The organism is Streptomyces tirandamycinicus (assembly GCF_003097515.1).
In the GTDB taxonomy this organism is placed as follows: domain Bacteria; phylum Actinomycetota; class Actinomycetes; order Streptomycetales; family Streptomycetaceae; genus Streptomyces; species Streptomyces tirandamycinicus.
The window spans coordinates 4,167,838-4,194,381 of record NZ_CP029188.1; the positions used below are offsets into that span (position 1 = coordinate 4,167,838).

Genomic DNA, 26,544 nt, shown 5'->3' on the forward strand with positions numbered 1-26,544 from the left:
TCCCCCTCCTCCTCTCCCTCCCCCGGCGACCGCGCGGGCTCCGCTGCCGGCCGCCGGCCGGCCCGGGCGAACGGCGCGTCCTTCGGCCCGCCGGACACGCCGGGGGGCGCCCCGGGCACGCCCGGGACCGGCCCGGCGGTGAGCGGCGCCGACCGTACGGACGGGACGGCGCGCGCGAACGGCATCCGGCCCGAGGCGCCGGGCGAACCGGCAGGACGCAACGGCACCCGGTCCGAGGCGGGCGATCCCGTGGCGAGGAACGGCGCGGGCCCCGCCCGGCGTGAGGACGCGGGACCGGGCGGCTCCGACAGTGACGCGGACCGCGGCACCTCGAACGGCTCCGCGAACGCCGGGGACCGTACGGTGACGGCGGGCGGCGCGGTGGATGCCGCCGGCGACGCGGAGACGCCGAAGGGTTCCCAGCCCGGGCCCGCCGAGGAGCCGGCGGGCGCGCGCGAGCGGGCCGCCGGCAGGTCGCGGCGCCCGCCCACCGTCACCCGGGACACCGCGCGCCCCGAGGGCGGCGGGCGGGCCGCGCCCGGTGACGCGCCGGCTCCCGCGCGCCAGTGGCCGCTGCTGACGGTGCTCGGGCTCGCGGCGCTCGGTCTGCTGATCGTCGGTGCGGACCCGTTCGAGCAGGCGTTCAGGGTCGGCACGATGCTCGTCGGCGCCGCCCTGCTCACCGGCGCCGCGCTGCGCCGGGTGCTGCCGTCCGTGGGGATGCTGGCGGTGCGCTCGCGCTTCACCGACATGGTCACCTACGGGGTGCTCGGGACCGTCATCGTGCTGCTCGCCCTGATGGTCCAGCCGCGGCCGTGGCTGGAGATCCCGTTCCTCGAGGAAGCGGTCCGCTTCACCGTGCGGTAGAGCACCCGGGCGCACCGGCCGTCCCGTGCGTCCGGGCCGGCCGCGCGGCCGGAGCCGTTCGCGGCTTTTGTCGCGCACCGCGCGCACGGGTCCGCGCCCGCTGTCGCGCACCACGCAAACGCGCCCACACCCCGCTGTGGTGCCTCGGCCGCGGCCGGCGTGCGGCGCGCAGGGGCGACGGCGGCCGTCCCCTCCCCCGAGGAGGACGGACACCGCTGCCCGGTTCAGGGTCATGCACGCGCCAATCAGTCACAAGAGAATTTCGGGGCCTGTGGCACGGAAGTGACCGTTCCGCCATGGTGTGATCGCCGGGCAACGGATGCGAGACTGAGGCCGGCTTTCGGAACGGCGGCGCACATCGGGGTACGGCATCGTCCCGAATGCTCCCGTGCGCCCCGGCGCCAGGAACTGTCATCCTGGCTTCGCGCATCCCTCCGGGTAGTCCACACGACGCGGACCCCGAGGCGTGGCGGGGGGCACCACGGCGCGGGGCACATCAGGCACGTACTCGGGGGACAAGGGGGAGGCAATGCCTCGTTGGAAGGCGCTACCGGAAGAACTCGATCCGCAGGTGAGGGAGTTCGCGAGCCAGTTGCGCAGGCTCGTCGACCGCAGTGGGCTGAGCATCGCCGCGCTCTCGGACCGCACCGGCTACAGCAAGACGTCGTGGGAGCGCTTTCTGAACGGACGGCTGCTCGCACCCAAGGGCGCGATCGTCGCCCTGGCCGAGGTCACCGGGACCAATCCGGTCCACCTCACCACCATGTGGGAGCTCGCCGAGCGTGCCTGGAGCCGCGCCGAGATGCGCCACGACATGACGATGGAGGCCATCCGGATATCCCAGGCGCGCGCCGCTCTGGGCGAGTTCGGACCGAAGGGCCCGGGCGCCCCGTCCGGCCGCGGCGGCGGGCTGACCACCACCGCACCGGACGGGGAGGGCCCGCGCGACCGGCCCCGGGTGCCCGCCCAGCCCAGCAGCGGATCGGAACGGGCCGGGCACCGGCCGGGCTCCCCGTACCCCGGTGCCCCCGCCCCGTCCGGCGGTCCGGGACCAGGGCGCGGGCGGCGCAAGGCGACGGTGTTCGTGGCGGGGCTGGTCGGTGCGCTGCTGGTGATCGCGGCCGCGGTGCTGCTGACCGATCTCGGCGGCGCCGGTGACGAGCCGGGCAGCGACGTGGCCAGGCAGCCCTCCGCGGCGCCGGCGACCAGCGCGCCGGAGCTGCCCGCGGGGGTGAAGTGCGTCGGTGCCGACTGCACGGGCCAGGACCCCGAGAACATGGGGTGCGGCGGTCAGCTCGCCACGACCGCCTCCCGGGCGACCGTCGGCACCGCCCTCGTCGAAGTGCGCTACAGCAAGACGTGCGGGGCCGCGTGGGCGCGGATCACTCAGGCGACACCGGGCGACAAGGTGCGGATCAGCGCCGGTGGCGAGAGCGGCAGCGGGCTCGTCAACGCGGACAAGGACGCCTACACCCCGATGGTCGCCGTGGCCGCCGAGTCCGAGGCGAAGGCGTGCGCCACGCTGACGACGGGCGACGAGGGATGCACGACGGAGCAGTAGCGCGCTCCAGTGAGCCGCACCACAGGGATCCGGGGGTTCCGGGGGGCCCGGGTCGGATAGCCTGACCGCTGGATATCTCTTCACGTCGAGAGATCGATCACCGCGATCGGTGCCGACCACCGGCCCCGGCCACCGGTGCCGATCGGCGCGAACCGGTGCCGACCGGTGCCGATCGGTGCCGACCGGTGCCGATCGGCGCGGACCCGTGCCGGTCCGGCGGGGTGAGCGCCGATCGCGCGCATCGCGCCGAACGCGGCGGTGCCGATCACTACGGTGGAGATGTCCAGCACCAGGGGCAGGGACCCCCACCGCCAGCTGTCTTACGGAGATCGCCATGACCCGCACTCCCGTGAATGTCACCGTCACCGGCGCCGCCGGCCAGATCGGCTACGCGCTGCTCTTCCGCATCGCCTCGGGCCAACTGCTCGGCGCGGACGTGCCGGTCAGGCTGCGCCTCCTCGAGATCCCGCAGGGCCTGAAGGCCGCCGAGGGCACCGCCATGGAGCTCGACGACTGCGCCTTCCCGCTGCTCCGGGGCATCGACATCACCGACGACCCCAACATCGCCTTCGACGGTGCCAACGTGGCACTGCTCGTCGGCGCCCGCCCGCGCACCAAGGGCATGGAGCGCGGTGACCTGCTGGAGGCCAACGGCGGCATCTTCAAGCCGCAGGGCAAGGCCATCAACGACCACGCGGCGGACGACATCAAGGTCCTCGTCGTGGGCAACCCGGCCAACACCAACGCGCTCATCGCGCAGGCCGCCGCCCCGGACGTACCGGCGGAGCGCTTCACCGCGATGACCCGCCTCGACCACAACCGCGCGCTGTCGCAGCTGGCCGCCAAGACCGGTGTCCCGGTCTCCGAGATCAAGCGCCTCACCATCTGGGGCAACCACTCCGCGACGCAGTACCCGGACGTCTTCCACGCGGAGATCGCGGGCAAGAACGCCGCCGAGGTCATCGACGACCAGAGCTGGCTCGCGGACACCTTCATCCCGACCGTCGCCAAGCGCGGTGCCGCGATCATCGAGGCCCGCGGCGCCTCCTCGGCCGCGTCCGCCGCGAACGCGGCGATCGACCACATCCACACCTGGGTCAACGGCACCGCCGAGGGCGACTGGACCTCCATGGGCATCCCGTCGGACGGCTCCTACGGCGTCGCCGAGGGTCTGATCTCCTCCTTCCCGGTCACCTGCAAGGACGGCAAGTACGAGATCGTCCAGGGCCTGGACATCAACGAGTTCTCCCGCACCCGCATCGACGCGTCGGTGAAGGAGCTGGAGGAGGAGCGCGAGGCGGTTCGCGGCCTCGGCCTCATCTGACGGTCGGCAACGGCGAAACGCCGGTGGGACGCCGCACGAACGTGCGGCGTCCCACCGGCGTTTCCGGCGTTTCCCGCGGACGATGCGGCGCGGCCGGACCGACGCGTCGCGCCGGCGGGCACCCGCCCGCGGCCGGCCCGGGAGCGGCCCCGGCATACGACAGTCCCCGGTGATCGGGGCGATTTCCCACGCACCGGTCGTCGCCGGTCGCGCTGGTCCTCGCACTTCTCGCCGGGGGCCTAGCCAGAGCCGAGGGGGTCACGCCCTTCGGTAAGACGTCTCTTCCGACGGGGTGCGGCTCTCTGCGGTTTTCTGGTGTAAAGACCAGTTTCCTCCCGATATGACGGAAGTCAAGAGTGTGCGGCGGCGGCCTGGAGGCTCCCCGTGCAGCCCCTCGTGCAGCCCTTCGTGCACACCCTCGTGGAGGCCCCGCGAAGACCCGGCCCAAGCCCCCGTGAAGGCCCCGCGTGAAGACCCCGTGAGGCCCCGGCGTGACGCTCACGCGAGCCGGTCCGCTCACCGTCCGTGACGACTCGCACGCGACTTCCCTCGCTCCCCGCGGAGTGACACACGTTACTTCCGGCCACCCGTCGCGCATGCTTTCCGCTCTCCGGGGCAGGCGACCCGCTCGCCAGTCCTTGCTGGTGAGCGACATAACGGGAATGGAAGGCGAAACGCGACGTGTCGGCACAACTGACCATCCACGTGGCCGGGGAATGGCGCAAAGCCGTCTCCGGCGCCACGCGCGAGATCCTCGACCCCGCGGACGCCGCGCCCTTCGCCGTCGTGGCGGAAGGCGGGGCCGAGGACACCGACGCCGCGATCGCCGCCGCACGCGAGGCGTTCGACACGGGGGACTGGCCCCGCACACCGGTGGCCGAGCGGGCGGCGCTGCTGCGCCGCGTCGCCGGGCTGCTGGAGCGGGACCGCGAGGAACTCGGGCGCCTGGAGAGCCGCGACGCCGGAAAGACCGTGGAGGAGGGCCGCGTCGACGTCGACTGCGTCGCCGACGCCTTCCGCTACTTCGCCGATCTCGTCGTCAACGAGAACGGCCGCGTCGTGGACGCCGGCTCACCGGACATCCACAGCGTGATCGTGCACGAACCGGTGGGCGTGTGCGGTCTGATCACCCCGTGGAACTACCCGCTGCTGCAGGCGAGCTGGAAGATCGCGCCCGCCCTCGCGGCCGGGAACACCTTCGTCGTCAAGCCGAGCGAGATCACCCCGCTCAGCACCGTCGCGCTGATCCGCCTCCTGTCGGAGGCCGGACTGCCGGACGGCGTCGCCAACCTCGTCACCGGCCCCGGCGACCCGGTCGGGGCCCGCCTGGCGGAGCACCCCGACGTCGACCTCGTCTCCTTCACCGGCGGGCTGGCCAGCGGCACCAAGGTGATGCGGGCCGCCGCCGACAGCGTCAAGAAGGTCGCCCTGGAACTGGGCGGCAAGAACCCCAACGTGGTGTTCGCCGACGCCTGCACCGACGACGAGAGCTTCGACACCGCCGTCGACCAGGCGCTGAACGCCGCGTTCATCCACAGCGGCCAGGTCTGCTCCGCCGGCTCCCGCCTCATCGTCGAGGAGTCCCTCCGCGAGCGCTTCGTCGCCGAACTCGCCCGCCGTGCCGAGCTGATCCGGCTCGGCCCCGGCACGGACGACGGCGTCGAGTGCGGACCGCTCGTCTCCGCGCAGCAGCTGGCGAAGACCGAGGACTTCGTGGCCTCCGCGCTCGCCGAGGGCGCGGTGCTGCGCGCCGGCGGCAAGCGGCCCGACGGACCCGGCTACTTCTACCGGCCGACCGTCCTCGACCGGTGCGACCGCACCATGCGCGTGGTGCGCGAGGAGGTCTTCGGCCCGGTCCTCACCGTCGAGACCTTCCGTACCGAGGACGAGGCCGTCGCGCTCGCCAACGACACCGAGTACGGGCTCGCGGGCGGCGTCTGGAGCGGCGACCCCGGACGGGCCCGGCGGGTCGCGGCACGGCTGCGCCACGGCACCGTGTGGATCAACGACTTCCACCCGTACCTGCCTCAGGCGGAGTGGGGCGGCTTCGGCAAGTCCGGCATCGGCCGGGAGCTCGGCCCCGCCGGGCTCGCCGAGTACCGCGAGACCAAGCACATCTATCAGAACCTCGCCCCGCGCCCCGTGCGCTGGTTCGCGGGCTGATCACGGGGAGCAGGAGCAACCACCACCATGACCGAGCACGATTACGCGTACGACTACGTCGTCGTCGGGGGCGGCACCGCCGGATCGGTGATCGCCTCCCGCCTGACGGAGGACCCGGATGTCACCGTGGCCGTCATCGAGGGCGGCCCGAGCGACGTGGACCGCGAGGACGTCCTCACCCTGCGCCGCTGGATGGGCCTCCTCGGCGGGGAACTCGACTACGACTACCCCACCACCGAACAGCCGCGCGGCAACTCCCACATCCGGCACAGCCGCGCCAAGGTGCTCGGCGGCTGCTCCTCGCACAACACCCTCATCGCCTTCAAGCCGCTGCCGTCCGACTGGGACGAATGGGCCGAGGCGGGCGCCGACGGCTGGGACGCCGCCGCGATGGACCCGTACTTCGGCAGGCTGCTGAACAACGTTGTCCCGGTCGACGAGGCCGACCGCAACGCCATCGCCCGGGACTTCGTGGAAGCCGCCCAGGCGGCACTCGGCGTACCGCGCGTCGAGGGCTTCAACAGGAAGCCGTTCCACGAGGGCGTCGGCTTCTTCGACCTCGCGTACCACCCGGAGAACAACAAGCGCTCGTCGGCGTCGGTGGCCTACCTCCACCCGGTGATGGACGAACGGGCCAACCTCACCCTGCTGCTGGAGACCTGGGCGTACCGGCTGGAGCTGGACGGCACCCGGGCCCGCGGCGTGCACGTCCGCACCAAGGACGGCGAGGAGCGGCTGCTCCGGGCCCGCCGCGAGGTGGTCGTCTGCGCCGGGGCCGTGGACACCCCGCGGCTGCTGATGCACTCCGGCATCGGGCCCAAGGCGGATCTGGAGGCCCTCGGCATCCCCGTGGCCCACGATCTGCCGGGCGTCGGCGAGAACCTGCTCGACCACCCCGAGTCGGTGATCGTCTGGGAGACCCACGGGCCGATCCCGGAGAACTCGGCGATGGACTCGGACGCCGGTCTGTTCGTGCGCCGCGACGACGCCGAGCGCGGCCCCGACCTGATGTTCCACTTCTACCAGATCCCGTTCACCGACAATCCGGAGCGGCTGGGCTACGAACGGCCCGCGCACGGCGTGTCGATGACGCCCAACATCCCCAAGCCGCGCAGCCGCGGCCGCCTCTACCTGACCAGCGCGGACCCCGAGGTCAAGCCCGCACTGGACTTCCGCTACTTCACCGACGAGGACGACTACGACGGCCGGACCCTCGTCGACGGCATCCGGCTCGCCCGGCAGATCGCGCAGTCCGAACCGCTGGCCGGATGGCTGAAGCGGGAGGTCTGCCCGGGACCGGAGGTCACCGGCGACGAGGAGCTGAGCGAGTACGCGCGCAAGGTCGCCCACACCGTGTACCACCCGGCCGGAACCTGCCGCATGGGTTCCCCCGCCGACGAACTGGCCGTGGTCGACCCGGAACTGAGGATCAGGGGACTCGAAGGAATCCGGATCGCCGACGCGTCCGTCTTCCCGACCATGCCGGCCGTCAACCCGATGATCGGGGTGCTGATGGTCGGCGAGAAGTGTGCGGATCTACTCAAGCCGACGGGAGACGAGGCGCGATGAACGGCGACACCAAGGAGACGACCGGCGCCGGCACCAGGGCCGCCGCCCCGGCCGGCGACGAGGGCACCGGGCACCCGGAACCGCCCGTGTTCGCGGTGCGCGGCCTGTGGAAGGTGTTCGGCCCCAAGGCCGACCGGGTGCCCGCCTCGGCCGAGCTCGCCGCGCTGAGCCCCGCCGAGCTGCGCGAACGCACCGGCTGCACGGCCGCCGTGCGGGATGTCGGCTTCGACGTCCGCAGGGGCGAGGTCTTCGTGGTCATGGGGCTCTCCGGCTCCGGCAAGTCCACCCTGGTGCGCACGCTGACCCGGCTGATCGAACCCACCTCCGGCTCCATCGCCATCGACGGCGAGGACGTGCTCTCGATGGACAAGGCCCGGCTGCGCGAGCTGCGCCGGCACCGCGCCGCCATGGTCTTCCAGCACTTCGGTCTGCTGCCGCACCGCACCGTCCTCGACAACGTCGCCTACGGGCTGGAGATCCAGGGCGTGGGCCGGGCCGAGCGGCGCGCCAGGGCCGCCGAGGTCGTCGCCAAGGTCGGCCTCGGCGGCCTGGAGGACCGCCGCCCCGGCCAGCTCTCCGGCGGCCAGCAGCAGCGCGTCGGCCTCGCCCGCGCCCTCGCCGTCGACCCCGAGGTGCTGCTCTTCGACGAGCCGTTCAGCGCGCTCGACCCGCTGATCCGCCGCGACATGCAGGAGGAGGTGATCCGGCTGCACCGCGAGGAGGGCCGCACCATGGTCTTCATCACCCACGACCTGAACGAGGCGCTGCGCCTCGGCGACCGGATCGCCCTTATGCGGGACGGGCGCATCGTCCAGCTCGGCACTCCCGAGGAGATCGTCGGCTCGCCCGCCGACGACTACGTACGGGACTTCGTCCGCGACGTACCCCGCGAGCAGGTCATGACCGTCCGTACGGCCATGCGCCCCGCGGACGGCGCTACCGAGGCCGAGCACGGCCCCGCGGTCGCCCCCGGCGCGACGGTCTCCGAGGCGATCGAGGCGGTCGCCCGCTCCGGCGGCCCGGTCCGCGTCGTCGAGGGCGGACGCTGCCTGGGCGTGGTGGACCACGCCGCGCTGCTGGCGGTCGTGGCGGGTGTCCCCGCCCGGGAGGTGGCGGCATGAGAGAGACCCACACCACGGGGTGCCGCCCCGCGTGCGAACCGGCCGCCGGCACCGGCAGGTGGGGCCGATGAGCGCCACCGCCACCACCGTCTCCAAGCCCGGGACCGGCGCGGGCGAGGCCCGGACCCGGCCCTCCGGCGGCGGTCTGCGCGACGCCGTACGGCGCCGCCGCGGGCTGTTCGCGGGCGGCGGGGCGCTCGCCGCCCTCCTGGTGCTCGGCGCCGTCCTGCTCGGCGGCGGCACCTGGCCCGCCGGGCTGACCGCCGACATATCGGGGCCGCTCGACGCGGCCAACGAATGGATCGTCGACAACCGCGATTCCCACCCGCTCTTCCTGTACTTCCTGCTCCACCTCTCCAACACCGCCACGGACGCCGTCAACGCCGTCTACCAGGGCCTCGACGCCCTCGGCTGGCTCGGTGTCACGGCCGCCGCGGTGCTCGTCGCCTGGCGGGCCGCCGGCCTGGGCCGGCGCGGGCTGCGCGTCGCGCTGACCGCGCTCGGCGCGTTCGCCGTCTGCGGGCTGCTCGGGATGTGGGACGCCACGCTGCTCACCATCGCGCTGATGGTGGTGTCCGTCGCGGCCGCAGCCGTGCTCGGCACGCTGATCGGTCTCGCCGCGGGCCTCTCCGACCGGGTGGACCGGGCGCTGCGCCCGGTGCTCGACACCATGCAGGTCATGCCGGCCTTCGCGTACCTGCTGCCGTTCGTGCTGGTCTTCGGCACCGGGACGCCGGCCGCGCTGTTCTGCACCGTCATCTACGCCGCCCCGCCGATGGCCCGGCTCACCGCGCTCGGGCTGCGCGGCGCCGACCCGGCGGCGCTGGAGGCCGCGGTGTCGCTCGGCACGAACGGCCGGCAGCGCCTGTGGACCGCGCGGCTCCCGCTCGCCCGCAGGCAGATGCTGCTCGGACTCAACCAGACGATCATGATGGCGCTGTCCATGGTGGTCATCGCCGCGCTGGTCGGCGCGGGCGGTCTCGGCGAGGAGGTGTACTCCGCGCTGGCGACCACGGACGTCGGCAAGGCCTTCGCCGCCGGTCTCCCGATCGTGCTCATCGCGGTCTGGCTGGACCGTACGACGGCGGCCGCGGGCGACGGCACCGGCGCGTCCGCTCCCGCCGGGAGCTGGCTGCACGGCGGCCGGGCCTGGGCGCTGGTGGCGGCCGCGGTCGCCGCCGCGGCGGCCGTGCGCACCGCCGGCTGGCCCGACGCCTGGACGTACGACATCTCCACGCCGGTCAACCGGGCACAGGAGTGGATCACCGCGAACCTGACCTTCACCGAGGTCTGGGCGCGCGAGTTCACCGTGTGGCTCCTCAACCCGCTGCGGGACGCGCTGCTCTGGCTGCCCTGGTGGTCCGTCCTGCTGCTGGTCGCCGCCGCGGCCCGGCTCGTCGGCAACTGGCTCTCCGCCGTCACCGCGACCGTGGCGATGGCCGCGATCGGCGTGCTCGGCGTGTGGACCAAGTCCCTGAACACGCTCTCCCAGGTGCTCGCCGCGCTGGTGGTCACCCTGGTGCTCGGCTTCCTCGCGGGTGTGCTGTGCGCACGCGCCGGACGCCTCGAGCGATGGGTGCGGCCGCTGCTGGACGCCATGCAGACGATGCCGCAGTTCGTGTACCTCATCCCGGTCGTCGCGCTCTTCGGCGCCACCCGTACCTCGGCGATCGTCGCGGCCGTCGTCTACGCGCTGCCCGCCGTCGTGCGCATCACCACGCAGGGCCTGCGCGAGGTCGATCCGGCGGCCGTGGAGGCGTCCCGCTCGCTCGGCGCGTCCACGCGCCAGCAACTCTTCGGCGTACAGCTGCCGCTGGCCCGTCCGGCTCTGCAACTCGCCGTCAACCAGGGCGTGGTGCTGGTGCTCGCCGTGGTCGTGGTCGGCGGGCTCGTCGGCGGCGGCGCGCTCGGCTACGACGTGATCAAGGGTCTGTCCCGGGGCGAGATGGGCCTCGGCATGACCGCCGGAATCGCGATCGTCTGCCTCGGACTCGTCCTGGACCGCGTCACCCAGCGGACCTCCCGCACCCCCCGCTGACCCCACCTCTTCCGCACCACCCGCCGACCGCAACGCGTCCGGTACCGCCCGCCGACCGCAACGCGTCCGGTACCGCCCGCCGAACCCGACCCGTCCGCACCACCCGACAGGAGCACCATGCGCACCGCCAGAACCCTCCGTACCGCCGTCGCCGTTGCCGGAGCACTCGGCGTCCTCTCCCTCACCGCCTGCGGAGCCGCCGACACCGGCAAGAGCACCGCCGCCGGCGGCGACAAGACCGTCAAGCTGACCGTGCCGTCCTGGGTCGGCGCCCAGGCGAATGTCGCCGTGGCCAAGCAGATCCTCGAGGAGGAGCTCGGCTACAAGGTCAAGACCCAGCAGATGGGCGAGGTCCTCGCCTGGGACGCGCTGTCCAAGGGCGACATCGACGCGATCCTCGAGGACTGGGGCCACCCCAAGGAGGAGAAGCAGTACGTCGAGACCAAGAAGACCGTCGTCAAGGGCGGCGACCTCGGCGTCACCGGCCACATCGGCTGGTTCGTCCCGAAGTACTTCGCGGACGAGCACCCCGATGTGACGGACTGGAAGAACCTCAACAAGTACGCCGAGGAGTTCCGGACCGCGGAGAGCGGCCAGAAGGGCGAACTGCTGGAGGGCTCGCCCGACTACGTCACCCACGACGACGCCATCATCAACAACCTGAAGCTGAACCTGAAGACCAAGTACGCGGGCTCCGAGGCCGCGCAGATCACGGCCATCAAGAAGTACGCGAAGGCGAAGAAGCCCTTCCTGACGTACTGGTGGACCCCGCAGTGGCTGAACGCAGAGGTCGACATGGTCGAGGTCAAGCTGCCGGAGTACAAGGAGGGCTGCGACGCCGACCCGAAGAAGGTCGCGTGCGCCTACCCGCACACACCGCTGCAGAAGTTCCTCAACGCGGACTTCGCGAAGAACGGCGGCGAGGCCGCCGAGTTCCTGGAGAACTTCAACTGGACGACCGAGCAGCAGAACGAGGTCGCGCTGATGATCGCCGGCGAGAAGATGTCGCCGGAGGCCGCCGCGGAGAAGTGGGTGAAGGAGAACGAGGCGACCTGGAAGGCCTGGCTGCCCAAGAAGTGACGCGGACGGGGGCGGACCTCGCGCGGTGAGGCCCGGCCCGGGTGCGGTGGGGCCCCGGCCCTCGCGCCGTGGGGCCGGGCCCGGGTGCGGTGGGGCCCGGCCGTCGGGCGTGCCGCTCGCCGGGCGGCCCGTCGCGCACGCGCGGAGCGCGACGGGCCGCGGGGGAGGGCGCCGCGCTCGCGGACGGCGCGTACGGCCGGGCGCTCAGCGCTTGAACTGGCCGGGCGTGTAGTGGCCCGGCACCATCCGCGTCGTCACGGCGAACCGGTTCCATGTGTTGATGACGGCGATCGCCGCGATGAGCTGCGCCAGCTCCCCCTCCTCGAAGTGCTTCGCGGCCCTCTCGTACACCTCGTCCGGGACGAAACCGTCCGTCAGCACCGTCACGGCTTCCGTCAGTTCGATCGCCGCGACCTCCCTGGCCGTGTAGAAGTGCCGCGACTCCTCCCAGGCGCTCAGCTGGATGATCCTGTCCACCGACTCGCCCGCGGCAAGGGCGTCCTTGGTGTGCATGTCGAGGCAGAAGGCACAGTGGTTCAGCTGGGACGCGCGGATCTTCACCAGCTCCAGCAGGGTGGGGTCGATCCCCCGCTGAGCCGCCGCGTCCAGCCTGACCATGGCCTTGTACACCTCGGGAGCGTGTTCGGCCCACCGCATGCGCGGGCTGTGCTCGTGGTTGTGGACGTCGTTCCTGGTCTCGATCATACCGTCGACCGTACGCGGCGCATGGCACATCGCTATGGTCCATTTCCATGACGAAAGAGCGGGCCACTTTCCCGTCCGGCACCGGCGCCGACCTCCACGTCGATCTCCACGTCGACCTCCACGTCGCGCTGCGCGGAACCGGACTGCGGAGCGGGCTGATGGACGCGCTGCGGGACGCCGTCCGAAGCGGCAGGCTGGCCCCCGGCACCCGGCTTCCCTCCTCGCGGACCCTCGCCGCCGATCTCGGCATCGCGCGCAACACCGTCGCCGACGCGTACGCCGAACTCGTCGCCGAGGGTTGGCTCACCGCCCGGCAGGGCTCGGGCACCCGCGTCGCCCGGCGGACCGCACCGCGCAGGCCGGCGCCCTCCCCGCAGCGACCCGGCCCGGTGCGCGGCCGCCCGGCGCACAGCCTGATGCCCGGCTCGCCCGACGTGGCGTCGTTCCCGCGCGCCGAGTGGCTCAAGGCGGCCCGGCGCGCGATCACCGCCGCCCCGCACGAGGCCTTCGGCTACGGTGATCCGCGCGGGCGGCCGGAACTGCGCACGGCGCTCGCGGACTACCTCGCCCGGGCCCGCGGCGTGTACGCCGACCCGGACCGCATCGTGATCTGCTCCGGCTTCGTCCACGGGCTGATGCTGCTGGGATCGGTGCTGCGGTCCGGGGCGCGGACGCCGGGCCCCGGAGGCCGCGTGCGGGAGGTGGCCGTCGAGGCGTACGGGCTGGACCTGCACTGGAGGCGGCTGACCGACGCCGGCCTGCGGCTGTCCGCGCTGGGCTTCGACGAACGCGGCACCCGCACCGGCGATCTCGCCTCGCTCGACGGCGCCGGAGCGGTGCTGCTGACGCCCGCGCACCAGTTCCCCATGGGCGTCGCGCTGCCACCGGACCGGCGCACCGCCGCGGTCGACTGGGCGTGCGCCACGGGCGGACTGGTCCTGGAGGACGACTACGACGGGGAGTTCCGGTACGACCGGCAGCCCATCGGCGCGCTCCAGGGCCTGGACCCCGAGCGGGTCGTGTACCTCGGTACGGCGAGCAAGTCGCTGGCTCCCGGCGTGCGGCTGGCGTGGATGGTCCTTCCGGAGGCGCTGGTGGGCGATGTGGCCGCCGCGAAGGGGGAGTCGGACTGGTCGTCGGGCGCGCTGGACCAGCTGACCCTGGCCGAGTTCATCTCCTCCGGTGCCTACGACCGGCATGTACGGGCCATGCGGTTGCGCTACCGGCGCCGGCGCGACCAGCTGGTCGCGGCGCTGGCCGAACGGGCCCCGGGGATCCGGGTGAGCGGCATCGCGGCCGGGATGCACGCGGTGCTGGAACTCCCACCGGGCACCGAGCGGGCGGTCGTCCAGGCCGCGGCCTGGCAGGGCCTGGCCGTCGAAGGCCTCGGCCGTTTCCACCACCCCGCCACCCCACCGGGCCCCGACGCCCTGGTCGTCGGTTACGGCACTCCCGCGGACAGCGCGTGGTCGGGGGCGCTGGACGCCCTGTGCCGGGTGCTTCCCTGACGCCGTCGCCGTCGCCGTCGCCGTCGCCGTCGCCGTCGTGGCCGTCGCCATCGCGCGGCGCCGCCGGGGCCATTGCCGGAATCAGCGCCGGGACCAGTGCCAGGCGCGCCGGAATCAGTGCCGGGACCTGCCGGACCAGTGCCGGGATCGGGCGGGTACGCGGCCGGCCCGGGCCGGGTCAGCCGCCGCCCCGGCCGACGGGTGGGGAGCCGGTGGAGCGCGGCGGCGTCGCCGCGGCCGGAATCTCGCCGAAGCGTGCCAGCGCCAGCGCGCCGGCCACGGAGACCGCGAAGCCGAGGACGGCGAGCCACGCCAGGCCCTCGCGGGTGCGGTCGCCCAGCCAGACGACTCCCACGACGGCGGGCGCGATGGTCTCCGCGAGCACCATCCCCGCCGTGGCCGTGGTGACGGAGCCGTGCGCGAATGCCGAGGTGAGCAGCAGGAACGCCGCCGCCCCGCCCAGCAGCAGCGCGTACAGCGCCGGGTCGGCGACCGAGGGCCGGTCGAGCAGCCGGACCGCCACCTCCGGCACCCCGAAGCCGAGCCCCGCGCACCCGCCCAGCACCAGCGCCCGCGGCCGGCCGGGCAGCCGGCCCGCGGCCGCGCCGCCCAGCAGCACGGCGACCGCCGTGCCGAGCAGCGCCCATTCCAGCCACGGAGGCGCGGGCGTACCGCCCTCCGGCCCCGAGGCGAGCCCCAGCATCGCGAGGCCGGCGCAGACCACCGCGACCGCCGCCCACTCCGTCCGGCTGAGCCGCACTGCCAGTACGCGGGTGGCCAGTACGGCCGTGACGGCCAGACTGGCCGCCAGTGCGGCGCCGACCGCGTAGATCGGGATCAGCCGCAGTGCCACGATCTGCAGCACGAATCCGGCCCCGTCCAGGACGAGCCCGAGCAGATAGCGCCACTGGCGCACGGCGCGTACGAACAGCGCGGTGTCCACTCCCGAGCGAGACGCCCCCGCGTCCGGCTCGACGGCCGCTCGCGCGGCGACGGCCTGGAGGACGGTGGCCGTGCCGTAGCAGACCGACGCACCCAGCGCACTCAGCATCCCGATGACCACGAAGCGACTCTAGTGCCGCGTCAGGCGGGGCAAACCCTGCCTGACACGGCACTGGACGGGGAGGGTTCGCGGACCGGGTTACGGACGGCCGGTGGTGGCATCTAGTCTGTCCGGCGGCTGGTTGACCGGCTGGAACTGTTCGAACGCCCAGGGGGAGGCCCGGAGGATGGCACGTCGCAGGTTGAGGTCGAGCACCGTGGTGCTCGGCGGTATGGGGGTGCTCGCGGTGACGATCACCTCGTGCGGCTCGGAGCCGGACAGGCGCTGCGTCGACCGGATCACCCGTGAGGTGCTGCCGAGCTACGAGTGCGACGACGACAGGCGTGGCGGCACCGGCTCCTACTACTACGGCGGCAGCAAGTACGACGGCAGGGTCTCCGGCGGCAGCTTCGACAAGGCCGCGGTGGAGCGGGGCGGTTTCGGCTGCTCCGGCTCCGGCGGCGGCTGAGCGGCCGGCGGCATGAAGCGGCACACCGTCGAACCCCGCGCCGACTGGCAGCGAACCGTCGAGGAGCAGGGTCTCGTCTATCCCCTCACCCGCTACCCGGACGGCTCACTGCGGCCGTACTGGGACGAGAGCGCCTACTACGAGTTCTCCCTGCCCGAGGTGGAGGCGCTGGAGGAGGTGGTCGAGGAACTGCACGCCATGTGTCTCGCCGCGGCGGCCCACATCGTGGAGCACGACCGTTTCGCGGACCTCGGCATCACCGACCCCCGGCTCGCCCGCCTCGTCGCCCAGTCCTGGCATTGGCGCGCTGAACTCCCCTCCCTGTACGGGCGGTTCGACCTGCGCTACGACGGTGCCGGCCCGGCCAAGATGCTGGAGTACAACGCCGACACCCCCACGTCGCTGGTGGAGGCGGCCAGCCCCCAGTGGTTCTGGATGGAGGACCGCTTCCCCGGCGCCGACCAGTGGAACTCGCTGCACGAGCGACTGGTCGACGCCTGGCGGCGTCAGGCGCCGCTGCTGCCGTCCGGCCCGCTGCACTTCGTGCACTCCGACGGCGACGAGCTGGGCGAGGACCTGATGACGGTCGCCTATCTGCGCGAGACCGCCCAGCAGGCGGGTCTCACCACCGAGGCGCTGTCCGTGGAGCAGATCGGCTGGGACCGGCTGTCGGGCCGCTTCGTCGACGAACGGCTCCGCTTCATCCGCAGCTGCTTCAAGCTGTACCCCTGGGAGTGGCTGACCACGGACCGCTTCGGCCCGTACGTCCTGGACACCCTGGACAACGGCGGCGGCACCGGCAGCACCTGCTGGATCGAGCCCGCCTGGAAGATGCTGCTCTCCAACAAGGCGCTGCTCGCGGTGCTGTGGGAGCTCTACCCGGGGCACCCCAATCTGCTGCCCGCCTATCTCGACGGTCCGCGTGAACTCGCCGCATCCACCGGCTGGGTCGCCAAGCCGCTCCTCGGCCGCGAGGGCTCGGGCATCACGGTCCATCAGCCGGGGACGCCACCCGAGCCGCGTGACGAGCCCTGCTGCTACCAGCAGCTGGCGCCGCTCCCCGACCTGACGGCGCCCCCGGGCGACGGCTCCGGGGGAGGGAACCGGGTGGTGCTCGGCGCCTGGGTCGTCGAGAACGAGGCGGCCGGGCTCGGCATCCGCGAGTCCTCGGGACTGGTCACGGACGAGTACGCCCGCTTCCTGCCGCATGTGATCCTCTGAGGGCGCCGTCCCCTGACGGCCCCTTCCACTGAAGGGCCCGCCACCGCGGCCCGGCCCCGAGCCCGCGGCGGCGGTGACGCCCTGCCCGCTTCGGCGACCGCGATGGGCGGTCCGGCCCGGCGGCGCCGGACCCCGGGACCGGACCACCGCAGGTCCCGCACACCGCCCGGGTCAGGCCGGGCACCCTCCGGGACGCCGCTCCCGCGGCCCGCTCACCCGCCCGCCAGCACCGCGCGCAACTGGTCGAGGCCCCAGTCCAGGTCCTCCTTGCTGATCACGAGCGGCGGCGCGATCCGGATCGTCGAGCCGTGGGTGTCCTTCACCAGGACACCGCGGTCCATGAGCTTCTCGGAGATCTCCCGGCCCGTGCCGTGCGAGGGCGCGATGTCGACACCGGCCCACAGCCCCCGCCCGCGCACCGCGTCCACCGCGCCGCCGCCCACCAGCAGCCCGAGTTCGTGGTGCAGATGGTCGCCCAGCTCGCTCGCCCGCTGCTGGAACTCGCCGGTGCGCAGCATCGCGACGACCTCCAGTGCCACCGCGCAGGCCAGCGGATTGCCGCCGAACGTCGAACCGTGCTCGCCCGGCTGGTAGACGCCGAGGACCTCGGAGGAGGACACCACGGCGGACACCGGGACGACACCGCCGCCGAGGGCCTTGCCGAGGACGTACATGTCGGGGACGACGCCCTCGTGCTCGCAGGCGAAGGTGCGTCCGGTGCGGCCCAGGCCGGACTGGATCTCGTCGGCGATGAACAGCACGTTCCGCTCGCGGGTCAGCTCCCGCACCCCGGCGAGATAGCCGGCCGGCGGCACCAGAACCCCGGCCTCGCCCTGGATCGGCTCCAGCAGCACCGCCACCGTGTTCGCGCTGCACGCGGCCTGGAGGGCGGTGAGATCGCCGTACGGGACGATCTCGAAGCCCGGCGTGTACGGACCGAAATCGGCGCGGGCCTCCGGGTCCGTGGAGAAGCTGACGATGGTCGTCGTCCGGCCGTGGAAGTTGTTCGCCGCGACGACGATCTTCGCCTGGCCGGGCGGGACGCCCTTGACCTTGTAGCCCCACTTGCGGGCGGTCTTCACCGCGGTCTCCACCGCTTCCGCCCCGGTGTTCATCGGCAGCACCATCTCCATGCCGCACAGCTCGGCGAGCTGGGTGCAGAAGTCGGCGAACCGGTCGTGGTGGAACGCCCGCGAGGTCAGCGTCACCCGCTCCAGCTGGGCCTTCGCGGCGTCGATCAGGCGCCGGTTGCCATGGCCGAAGTTGAGCGCCGAGTACCCGGCGAGCATGTCGAGGAAGCGCCGCCCCTCGACGTCGGTCATCCACGCGCCGTCCGCCGTCGCCACGACGACGGGCAGCGGGTGGTAGTTGTGGGCGCTGTGCGCCTCCGTGGAGGCGATGGCTCTCTCCGTTGCAGACACGGGGTCTCCGTTCGTACTGCGGCGTGGGTCCGCTGCGGCGGGGCCGCCCGGTCGGACCAGGGCCGGGGTGCGTGGCCCCTTTCTATCGTCGCTCGCTCACCGGCGGGAGAAACATCCGGCTTCCGGTGCGGTTCACCGGAGACCTCCCCGCTGCCCGGCGGCCGTTCGCGATAACCGCACCCGTGCCCGTTCGCGATACCCGTGCCCGTGCCCGTGCCCGCACCCGCACCGCACCCGTGCCCGTGGCCGGGGCCGCACCCGTGCCCGTGCCCGTGGCCGGGCCGGGAGCACCACCAGTAGGGTGGGCGGCACGCACGGCGACTGGCGTACGCGGAACGAACCGCGGTGGAGCCGTGTGCGGCAGAACCTGCGAGGTGCCGCCCGCCTGGGCACCCGGGACGCACCCGACGTCTGTCCCGGAGGACGCCATGACCGCTCCCGTCACACCCGCCACAGCCACCCCGGCGACACCCGCCCGCCATCCCGCGCTCACCGCCGCCGATCCCGAACTGGCCGCGCTCGTCGGCGCCGAGGAGCGGCTGCAGGCCGACACCCTGCGGCTCATCCCCAGCGAGAACTACGTGTCCCAGGCGGTGCTGGAGGCCTCCGGGACCGTGCTGCAGAACAAGTACAGCGAGGGCTACCCCGGGCGCCGCTACTACGAGGGCCAGCAGAACATCGACCGGGTCGAGCGGCTCGCCGTCGCCCGTGCCAGGTCCCTCTTCGGCGTCGAGCACGCCAATGTGCAGCCCTACTCCGGCTCGCCGGCCAATCTGGCCGTGTACCTCGCCTTCGCCGAGCCCGGCGACACCGTGATGGGCATGGCCCTCCCCATGGGCGGCCACCTCACCCACGGCTGGGGCGTCTCGGCCACCGGCTCCTGGTTCCGCGGCGTCCAGTACGGCGTCCGGCGGGACACCGGTCTCGTGGACTTCGACGAGGTGCGTGAACTCGCCCTCAAGGAGCGGCCGAAGGTCATCTTCTGCGGCGGCACGGCGCTGCCCCGCACCATCGACTTCGCCGCGTTCGGGGAGATCGCCCGCGAGGCCGGTGCGGTGCTCGTCGCCGACATCGCGCACATCGCCGGCCTCATCGCCGGCGGCGCCCACCCCTCGCCGGTCCCGCACGCCGACGTGATCTCCACCACCACGCACAAGACGCTCCGCGGTCCGCGGGGCGCGATGCTGATGTGCCGCGAGGAGCACGCCAAGGCCGTCGACAAGGCCGTCTTCCCCGGCCTCCAGGGCGGACCGCACAACCACACCACCGCCGGTATCGCCGTCGCCCTGCACGAGGCGGCCCAGCCCTCCTTCCGCGACTACGCCCACGCCGTCGTCGCCAACGCCGGGGCGCTCGCCGAGGCCCTGCTCGCCCGTGGCTTCGAGCTGGTCTCCGGCGGCACCGACAACCACCTGGTGCTGATGGACCTCACGTCCAAGGAGGTCCCGGGCAAGGTCGCGGCGCAGGCCCTGGACCGGGCCGGGATCGTGGTCAACTACAACACCGTGCCCTTCGACCCCCGCAAGCCGTTCGACCCCTCCGGTGTCCGCATCGGCACCCCGTCCCTCACCTCCCGCGGTCTCACGGCCGAGCACATGCCGGCCGTTGCCGACTGGATCGACCGCGGGGTGGCCGCCGCCCGCAGGGGCGACGAGGACGCGCTGGCCGCGATCCGGGCCGAGGTCGGCGAGCTGATGTCGGCCTTCCCGGCTCCGGGTCTGCCGACTCTGCCGGGTCTGCCCGCCTGACCGGCGGCGGCCTCCCGCACCCCGCACACGTGCGGTCCGGCTCGTCCCGGGCCGGCACCGCCGAGCAGCGGGGGCTTCCCGGGGGTGCCGGTACGGCGAGGGGGGGCTTCCCGGTGCCGGTACGGCTGAGGGGCGGGGGCCTCCCCGGGGGTCCCGGTCGATCCGGCGCGTCCACGCCGCCCGACCGGGGCCACCCGTGTCCGCACGGCAGGGCGCAGTGTGTTTCTCGTCTCATCGGCGGCGGCCCTCGGCGGCCCCCGGCGGTCGCCGCCGGAAGGCCGCGGCACCGCGGAACGGGCCCGGCCGGCGGTACGCCCGGAGCGGGCGCACCGCACCCCACCCTCCGAGGCGGAGCCGACTGCGCAGGCCACCGCCGCGGGCGGCGCCCCGCGGTCCGCGTGCCCAGCGGCTCTCCACGTACCGCGGCCTCCCGGGATCGCTCGCGGGCGATCACCGCCGGGTCGTCGGCGAGAGTCCGGGGCCGACCCCTCCGGGCCCCTCTGCCGCACGCCCGCACCGCCGGTGCACCGCGCGTCGCCGATCGGTTCCCGACCTGTCGGCGGCACCTGAGAGAATGCTGGACATGGCCTCTGAACGTTCTCGTGTGCTCTCGGGGATCCAGCCCACGTCCGGCTCGTTCCACCTCGGCAACTACCTCGGCGCGGTCCGCCAGTGGGTCGCCCTGCAGGAGACCCACGACGCCTTCTACATGGTGGTCGACCTGCACGCGATCACGGTCCCGCAGGACCCGGCCGAGCTGCGCGCCAACACCCGCCTCGCCGCAGCCCAGCTGCTCGCCGCGGGTCTCGACCCGGAGCGCTGCACGCTGTTCGTCCAGAGCCATGTGCCCGAGCACGCCCAGCTGGGCTGGGTCATGAACTGCCTCACCGGCTTCGGCGAGGCCTCGCGCATGACGCAGTTCAAGGACAAGTCCGCCAAGCAGGGCGCGGACCGGGCCACCGTCGGCCTGTTCACGTACCCGATCCTCCAGGTCGCCGACATCCTGCTGTACCAGGCCGACCAGGTGCCGGTCGGTGAGGACCAGCGGCAGCACATCGAGCTCACCCGCGATCTCGCCGAACGCTTCAACAGCCGCTTCGGCCCGACCTTCACGCTCCCCGCGCCGTACATCCTGAAGGAGACGGCGAAGATCTACGACCTGCAGGACCCGCAGATCAAGATGAGCAAGTCGGCGTCCACCCCCAAGGGCCTGATCAATCTGCTCGACGAGCCGAAGGCGACCGCGAAGAAGGTCAAGAGCGCGGTCACCGACACCGACACGGTCATCCGGTTCGACCCGGCGGAGAAGCCCGGCGTCAGCAATCTGCTCACCATCCAGTCCACCCTCACCGGGACCGGCATCGCGGAGCTGGAGCAGAGGTACGAGGGCAAGGGCTACGGCGCGCTCAAGACCGACCTCGCCGAGGTCATGGTCGACTTCGTCACCCCGTTCCGGTCCCGCACCCAGGAGTTCCTGGACGATCCGGAGACGCTGGACTCCCTGCTGGCCAAGGGCGCGGAGAAGGCCCGCTCGGTCGCGGCGGAGACCCTCGCCGTGACGTACGACCGGGTGGGGTTCCTGCCCGCCAAGCACTGAGACCGGGGGATCCCGCCGGGCACCGGGGCGAAAAGGACCCTGGCGGGACCACGACCGCAGGCGCCACACTGGCGCCTGCGCAGACCACGAGGACCCGGAGGAGGAGAACGACGTGGGGACCGTAACGCTGGGCGTTTCGATCGCGGTCCCGGAGCCCTACGGCAGCCTGCTCCAGGAGCGGCGCGCCGGCTTCGGGGATCCCGCCGCGCACGGCATCCCCACGCACGTGACGCTGCTCCCGCCCACCGAGGCCGACGAGTCGGTACTGGCCGAGGTCGAGGCGCATCTGGCGAAGGTCGCGGTCGCGGGCCGGCCGTTCCCCATGCGGCTGTCCGGCACCGGCACGTTCCGCCCGCTGTCGCCCGTGGTGTTCGTCAAGGTGGTCGAGGGCGCGGCGGCCTGCACCCGGCTCCAGCAGCAGGTGCGGGACGAGTCGGGGCCGCTCGTGCGTGAGCTGCAGTGGCCGTACCACCCGCATGTGACCGTCGCGCACGGCATCGCGGAGGACGCGATGGACCGGGCGTACGAGGAGCTGGCCGGCTACGAGGCCGCGTGGACCTGCACCTCCTTCGCCCTCTACGAGCAGGGCGCGGACGGGGTGTGGCGCAAGCTGCGCGAGTACGCCTTCGGCGGCGGGGCCCCCGCGGGCGTCCCGCCGCAGAGCACCCCGGTGGACGAGCCGGCCGCCACGCGCCACTGATCCCGCGGCCGCCACGCGGTGCTGCCCCCGCAGCCGCCGCACGCCGTCGATCCCGCAGCCCCGGCTCACCACCGAGTACCCCGGCCGGGCGCCGGGCCGGGCGTCCGCTCCGGCTCACCCGGCAGCGGTCTCGGGGAGCACCGTGGGACGCCTCGTGAGACCGGGACGTCCCCGGGCACACCGCAGGCCGCTCAGACCGGCAGGCGGCGGAACAGCGGCCGGGGGACGTGCCGCAGCGCCGACATCACCACCCGCAGCACCCCCGGAACCCACACGGTCTCGGAGCGCCGCCGCAGCCCCTTCTCGATCGCCCGCGCCACCTGGTCGGGCGTCGTCGCGAGCGGCGCCTCCACCAGCCCCGCCGTCATCCTCGACCGCACGAAGCCCGGCCTGACCACCATCACGTGCACCCCGGTGCCGTGCAGGGCGTCGCCGAGTCCCTGGGCGAAGGTGTCCAGCCCGGCCTTGCTCGAGCCGTAGATGAAGTTGGCCCGCCGGGCCCGCTCGCCCGCCACCGACGACAGCACCACGAGTGAGCCGTGCCCCTGCGCCTGCAGCGCGCCGGCGCAGATCAGCCCGGAGGACACCGCACCCGTGTAGTTGGTCTGGGCGACGCGGACCGCCGCGAGCGGCCTGGCCTCGTCGTGCGCCTGGTCGCCCAGCACTCCGAAGGCGAGGAGCACCATGTCGATGTCCCCCTCCGCGAACACCTTGCCGAGGAGTTCCTCGTGCCCGGAGGGGTCCAGGGCGTCGAAGGGCACGGTGCGTACATCGGCACCGAGTTCGCGCAGTCCGTCGGCGGCGGCGTCCAGCGCGGGGGAGGGGCGGCCGGCCAGCCAGACCGTACGGGCGCGGCGGGCCACCAGCCGGCGCGCCGTGGCCAGGCCGATCTCCGACGTGCCGCCGAGGACGAGCAGGGTCTGGGGAGTGCCGAAAGCGTCCTTCACGGTGGGTGCTCCTTCGTCACATGGGTGCGGGGCCGGCGGGTGTCACAGGGACAGCCGGCGGGACAGGTCGGACACGAACACTCCGCGCGGGTCGATCCGTGCGCGCAGCGCCCGGAACCGGTCGAGGCCGGGGTACATCACGGCCAGCAACTCCGGCCGCAGCCGCGAGTCCTTGGCCAGGTAGACGCGTCCGCCGGCGTCGGCCACCACCTGGTCGAGCCCGTCCAGGAACGGGCCGAGGCCGGGCAGTCCGGCCGGTACGTCCAGGGCGAGCGTCCAGCCGGGCATCGGGAACGAGAGCCAGCCCGGGTCGCCCTCGCCGAACCTCTTCAGCACGGCGAGGAACGACGGGCACTGCCGCCGGGCGACGCGCCGCACCACCTCGCGCAGTGCCTCCTCCCGCCCGTGGCCGACCACGAACTGGTACTGGACGAAGCCGCCGCGGCCGTACACGCGGTTCCAGTGGGGAACGCCGTCGAGGGGATGGAAGAAGGCCGGGATGCTCTGCAGCTGCTCCCGGCGTGCGCGGGGGGCGCGGCGGTACCAGAGTTCGTTGAAGACGGACACCGAGGCGCGGCCGAGCAGGCCTCCGGGGACGACGCCGGGCACCGGGGGAAGCTGCCGGGGACGGAACTCCAGCGGCCGGCGCCGTGCCCGTGGGGGGAGCGCGTCGAGCGGCGCGTGCTCCCCGCGGGTGAGCACCGCGCGGCCCGTCGCCGCGCCGCGTGCGAGCAGGTCGATCCACGCGACCGAGTAGCGGTAGCGGCCGTCGCCGGTGGTCAGACGGGCCATCAGGTCGTCCAGATCGGTGGCGCGTTCGGTGTCCACCGACATCAGCGACGTCCGGACCGGGTGCAGCCGGAGCGTGGCGGAGAGGACGACGCCGGTCAGTCCCATGCCGCCGGTCGTCGCGTCGAAGAGCTCGGTGCCGGGGACCACCGTGCGCACCTCGCCGTCCGCGGTGAGCAGCTCCAGCGAGAGGACGTGGCGGGAGAAGGAGCCCGACACATGGTGGTTCTTGCCGTGGATGTCGGCGCAGACGGCACCGCCCACCGTGACGTAGCGGGTCCCGGGCGTGACCGGCACGAACCAGCCGAGCGGCAGCAGCACCTCCATCAGCCGGTGGAGGCTGACCCCGGCGTCGCAGACCACGACGCCGCCTTCGGCGTCGATGGTGCGGATCCGGTCCAGGCCGGTCATGTCGAGGACCGCCCCGCCGGCGTTCTGCGCCGCGTCGCCGTAGGCCCGGCCCAGCCCGCGGGCGATGGCGCCCCGGCTGCCGCAGTGGTGCACGGCCGCCGCGGCCTCCTCGTGGGTACGGGGGCGGACCAGCAGCGCGGCGGAGGGTGCGGTGCGCCCCCAGCCGGTCACCGGCACCGGCAGGTCGTCGTCCAGGTCGGCGGGCGTCACGGGCATCGCGGGCACGGCGGGCGTCACGGGCACGCCCGGCGCGGTGTGCTCGGCGGGGGTGGCGGGGGCGCACTCGGCAGACATGCGCGCGACGGTATCGCCCTCTATAGGCGATCTGCGTTCAATATCCCTGACTCGCCGAAATGGGTGATTAAAGGGGTGTCCCACCATATGATCGCGCATTTCGGCCTCGCGTTGAGAAGAGTCGCCTCTGGTTCATCGAAAGGGGCGGCTGATGCGCGATGCCGACAGGACACCCCGGCCGAACCGGCCGAACCGGCCGAACTGGCGGGACGACCGTCCGAGCCGGCGGGATCGCCACGACCCGTCGGACCCGTCGGACCCGTCGGACCCGTCGGACCCGACGGACCCGTCGGTCCCGTTCGACCCGTTCGACCCGTACGGCGGGAACCGGGGACGGGGCCGGTCCGGCTGGACCGCCGCCGAGCGGCGCCTGCTGGCCGTGATGCGCGGCTGCGGCGACGACCCCCGGGTGGCGGCGGCCGCTCGCGCGCTCTCGCACGGCGGCGAGCACGCCGCCCTCTGGCTCGCGGCGGGCCTGCTCTGCGCGGCGGCGGACCGCGAGCGCCGGTCCGGCTGGCTGCGCGGCACCGCGCTGGTCGCCGCCGCCCATCTGGCCAGCGTGGCGGTCAAACAGGTGGTGCGCCGCCCCCGGCCCCTGCTGCCCGCGGGCGAACCGCTGGTCCGCACCGCGGGACGGCACTCCTTCCCCAGCTCGCACGCCGCCTCGGCCGCTGCCGCGGCCGTGACCTTCGGGGTGCTGCGTCCGGCGGGCCGCGCGGTGGTCCGGCCGCTCGCCGCCGCCATGTGCGTCTCCCGCCTGGTCGCCGGGGTGCACTACCCCACCGACGTGGCGGCGGGGGCGCTGCTCGGCGGACTGCTGGCACACGGCGGAACGCCCTGGCTCTCCGGCTGCGTACGTCCGTCCGTCGGCGTACGTCCGTCCGGCGAGGGAAGCCCGTCCGGCCGGGGACGCCCGTCCGCCCCGGGGCGTCCGTCCGGCGGGGGACGCCGTGTCTGAGCGCAGCACCGCGCTGCTGGAGCAGCCGGGAGAGCCCGGACGGCTGCCGCCGTCCGGCGGGGGCGCCCGGGCGCGCCGGCGTCTGAGCCTGCCGATCGGCCTGGTCAGGACCGCCAGACCACGCCAGTGGATCAAGAACGTGCTGGTCGGGGCGGCACCCGCCGCGGCCGGTGAGCTGGTGTCCCGGCAGACCGCCCTCCAACTCGCCCTCGTCTTCATGCTGTTCACCGCCGCCGCGTCCGCCGTGTACCTGATCAACGACGCGCTGGACGCGGAAGCCGACCGCGCACACCCCCTGAAGCGCCTGCGCCCGGTCGCCCGCGGGGACGTGCCGGTGCCCGTCGCCTGCACCGCCGGGGTGCTGCTCGCCGCCGCGTCCACCGCCTCGGCGGCCGTCCTGTGCAACGCCATGACGGCCGTGCTGCTGACGGCGTACGTGGTGATGCAGATCGCCTACTGCGTCCGCCTCAAGCACGTCCTCGTGGTCGATCTCGCCATCGTCACCACGGGGTTCCTGATGCGCGCCGTGGTCGGCGGGGTGGCGCTGTCCATTCCGCTCTCCCGCTGGTTCCTGATCACCACCGGCTTCGGGGCGCTGTTCATGGTGGCCGCCAAGCGCTACTCGGAGGCCGTCGAGACGGAGGGCTCCGACGGTGCGACCCGGGCCCTGCTCACCTCGTACACGACCGGCTACCTCCGGTTCGTGTGGCAGCTCGCGGCCGGCGCGGCGGTCCTCGGCTACTGCCTCTGGGCGCTGGAGAGCGGCGGGACCGCCGACGGTTCGCTGCTGCCGTGGCGCCAGCTCTCGATGATCGCCTTCATCCTGGCCGTACTGCGGTACGCGGTGTTCGCCGACCGGGGCGCCGCGGGCGCCCCCGAGGACGTCGTCCTGCGCGACCGGCCGCTCGCCGTCATCGGCCTGGCCTGGCTGGCGATCTACGCGATGGCGGTCGCGGACCTGTGACCGAGCCGCCGCACCGTCCGCCCGCCTTCCCCGCCCTGCCCGCCCTG

At 73.5% G+C, this 26,544-nt stretch carries 22 protein-coding genes and 1 riboswitch; of the genes, 16 read left to right on the forward strand and 6 right to left on the reverse strand.

Annotated elements, in window-relative coordinates; genetic code table 11:
* The first annotated feature begins 138 nt into the window (after positions 1-138).
* Together DDW44_RS18550 and DDW44_RS18555 are read left to right on the forward strand one after the other, a co-directional pair.
* On the forward strand, positions 139-867 hold the full coding sequence (locus tag DDW44_RS18550; RefSeq protein WP_108908873.1) for a DUF3017 domain-containing protein: 729 nt from the start codon (positions 139-141) through the stop codon (positions 865-867).
* Positions 868-1,396: 529 nt separating this feature from the next.
* Positions 1,397-2,428 (forward strand): XRE family transcriptional regulator, encoded by a 1,032-nt coding sequence (locus DDW44_RS18555; protein WP_108907113.1) that lies wholly within the window; start codon positions 1,397-1,399, stop codon positions 2,426-2,428.
* 80 nt (positions 2,429-2,508) lie between these two features.
* On the opposite strand, the gene DDW44_RS18560 is transcribed toward DDW44_RS18555, so the two are convergent.
* Entirely contained in the window at positions 2,509-2,718 is a 210-nt protein-coding gene (locus DDW44_RS18560) for a hypothetical protein (RefSeq protein WP_108907114.1), read from the reverse strand.
* 44 nt (positions 2,719-2,762) lie between these two features.
* Between DDW44_RS18560 and DDW44_RS18565 the strand changes: the two genes are divergently transcribed.
* The 6 genes from DDW44_RS18565 (at position 2,763) to DDW44_RS18590 (ending at position 11,723) form a co-directional block, all read left to right on the forward strand.
* A complete protein-coding gene (locus tag DDW44_RS18565) occupies positions 2,763-3,752 on the forward strand; it encodes a malate dehydrogenase (RefSeq protein WP_017946499.1) in 990 nt (329 codons plus the stop codon).
* Between the two features lie 681 nt (positions 3,753-4,433).
* Positions 4,434-5,915, forward strand: a complete 1,482-nt coding sequence (locus DDW44_RS18570; protein ID WP_108907115.1) for an aldehyde dehydrogenase family protein — start codon at positions 4,434-4,436, stop codon at positions 5,913-5,915.
* A gap of 27 nt (positions 5,916-5,942) precedes the next feature.
* Positions 5,943-7,484, forward strand: a complete 1,542-nt coding sequence (locus DDW44_RS18575) for a GMC family oxidoreductase (RefSeq protein WP_108907116.1) — start codon at positions 5,943-5,945, stop codon at positions 7,482-7,484.
* Complete coding sequence (locus DDW44_RS18580; protein WP_018889272.1) at positions 7,481-8,605, forward strand: quaternary amine ABC transporter ATP-binding protein; 1,125 nt, start codon at positions 7,481-7,483, stop codon at positions 8,603-8,605. Before DDW44_RS18575 ends, DDW44_RS18580 begins: the two co-directional genes overlap by 4 nt.
* 67 nt (positions 8,606-8,672) lie before the next feature.
* Positions 8,673-10,643: an ABC transporter permease gene (locus tag DDW44_RS18585; protein WP_017946495.1), complete on the forward strand. Its 1,971-nt coding sequence runs from the start codon at positions 8,673-8,675 to the stop codon at positions 10,641-10,643.
* A 117-nt stretch (positions 10,644-10,760) separates the two neighbouring features.
* Entirely contained in the window at positions 10,761-11,723 is a 963-nt protein-coding gene (locus tag DDW44_RS18590; protein WP_017946494.1) for an ABC transporter substrate-binding protein, read from the forward strand.
* 204 nt (positions 11,724-11,927) lie between these two features.
* On the opposite strand, the gene DDW44_RS18595 is transcribed toward DDW44_RS18590, so the two are convergent.
* On the reverse strand, positions 11,928-12,428 hold the full coding sequence (locus DDW44_RS18595) for a carboxymuconolactone decarboxylase family protein (protein WP_167455513.1): 501 nt from the start codon (positions 12,426-12,428) through the stop codon (positions 11,928-11,930).
* A gap of 47 nt (positions 12,429-12,475) precedes the next feature.
* On the opposite strand from DDW44_RS18595, the gene pdxR reads away from it, so the two are divergent.
* Entirely contained in the window at positions 12,476-13,936 is a 1,461-nt protein-coding gene (gene pdxR, locus DDW44_RS18600) for a MocR-like pyridoxine biosynthesis transcription factor PdxR (protein WP_108907118.1), read from the forward strand.
* A 178-nt stretch (positions 13,937-14,114) separates the two neighbouring features.
* On the opposite strand, the gene DDW44_RS18605 is transcribed toward pdxR, so the two are convergent.
* Positions 14,115-14,987: a DMT family protein gene (locus tag DDW44_RS18605; RefSeq protein ID WP_166802807.1), complete on the reverse strand. Its 873-nt coding sequence runs from the start codon at positions 14,985-14,987 to the stop codon at positions 14,115-14,117.
* Between the two features lie 178 nt (positions 14,988-15,165).
* Here DDW44_RS18605 and DDW44_RS18610 point away from each other — a divergent pair, with 178 nt between their 5' ends.
* Complete coding sequence (locus tag DDW44_RS18610) at positions 15,166-15,447, forward strand: hypothetical protein (protein WP_026165068.1); 282 nt, start codon at positions 15,166-15,168, stop codon at positions 15,445-15,447.
* 12 nt (positions 15,448-15,459) lie between these two features.
* The gene (locus DDW44_RS18615) at positions 15,460-16,668 is read left to right on the forward strand and encodes a glutathionylspermidine synthase family protein (RefSeq protein WP_108907120.1); all 1,209 of its coding nucleotides are present in this window, start codon (positions 15,460-15,462) and stop codon (positions 16,666-16,668) included.
* A 212-nt stretch (positions 16,669-16,880) separates the two neighbouring features.
* Here DDW44_RS18615 and rocD read toward each other — a convergent pair whose 3' ends face one another.
* Positions 16,881-18,089: an ornithine--oxo-acid transaminase gene (gene rocD / locus DDW44_RS18620; protein WP_017946488.1), complete on the reverse strand. Its 1,209-nt coding sequence runs from the start codon at positions 18,087-18,089 to the stop codon at positions 16,881-16,883.
* 307 nt (positions 18,090-18,396) lie between these two features.
* A riboswitch (ZMP/ZTP riboswitch) is annotated at positions 18,397-18,487 on the forward strand.
* Positions 18,488-18,517: 30 nt separating this feature from the next.
* On the opposite strand from rocD, the gene DDW44_RS18625 reads away from it, so the two are divergent.
* The 3 genes from DDW44_RS18625 to DDW44_RS18635 all read left to right on the forward strand — a co-directional run bounded on the left by DDW44_RS18625 (position 18,518) and on the right by DDW44_RS18635 (position 22,134).
* Positions 18,518-19,837 carry a serine hydroxymethyltransferase gene (locus DDW44_RS18625; protein WP_108907121.1) on the forward strand — a complete coding sequence of 440 codons (1,320 nt, stop codon included), beginning with the start codon at positions 18,518-18,520 and terminating at the stop codon, positions 19,835-19,837.
* 583 nt (positions 19,838-20,420) lie between these two features.
* Entirely contained in the window at positions 20,421-21,434 is a 1,014-nt protein-coding gene (gene trpS / locus DDW44_RS18630; protein WP_108908874.1) for a tryptophan--tRNA ligase, read from the forward strand.
* A gap of 112 nt (positions 21,435-21,546) precedes the next feature.
* Positions 21,547-22,134, forward strand: coding sequence for a 2'-5' RNA ligase family protein (locus tag DDW44_RS18635; protein WP_108907122.1), 588 nt, complete (start codon positions 21,547-21,549; stop codon positions 22,132-22,134).
* A gap of 191 nt (positions 22,135-22,325) precedes the next feature.
* Here the strand turns inward: DDW44_RS18635 and dprE2 are convergent, their stop codons facing one another.
* Together dprE2 and dprE1 are read right to left on the reverse strand one after the other, a co-directional pair.
* A complete protein-coding gene (dprE2, locus tag DDW44_RS18645; RefSeq protein WP_017946484.1) occupies positions 22,326-23,081 on the reverse strand; it encodes a decaprenylphospho-beta-D-erythro-pentofuranosid-2-ulose 2-reductase in 756 nt (251 codons plus the stop codon).
* Between the two features lie 42 nt (positions 23,082-23,123).
* Positions 23,124-24,497: a decaprenylphosphoryl-beta-D-ribose oxidase gene (gene dprE1 / locus DDW44_RS18650; RefSeq protein ID WP_108908875.1), complete on the reverse strand. Its 1,374-nt coding sequence runs from the start codon at positions 24,495-24,497 to the stop codon at positions 23,124-23,126.
* A gap of 460 nt (positions 24,498-24,957) precedes the next feature.
* Here dprE1 and DDW44_RS18655 point away from each other — a divergent pair, with 460 nt between their 5' ends.
* On the forward strand, positions 24,958-25,533 hold the full coding sequence (locus tag DDW44_RS18655; protein WP_244224216.1) for a phosphatase PAP2 family protein: 576 nt from the start codon (positions 24,958-24,960) through the stop codon (positions 25,531-25,533).
* A complete protein-coding gene (locus DDW44_RS18660) occupies positions 25,526-26,497 on the forward strand; it encodes a decaprenyl-phosphate phosphoribosyltransferase (protein WP_108907125.1) in 972 nt (323 codons plus the stop codon). Before DDW44_RS18655 ends, DDW44_RS18660 begins: the two co-directional genes overlap by 8 nt.
* The last annotated feature ends 47 nt before the right edge of the window (positions 26,498-26,544 follow it).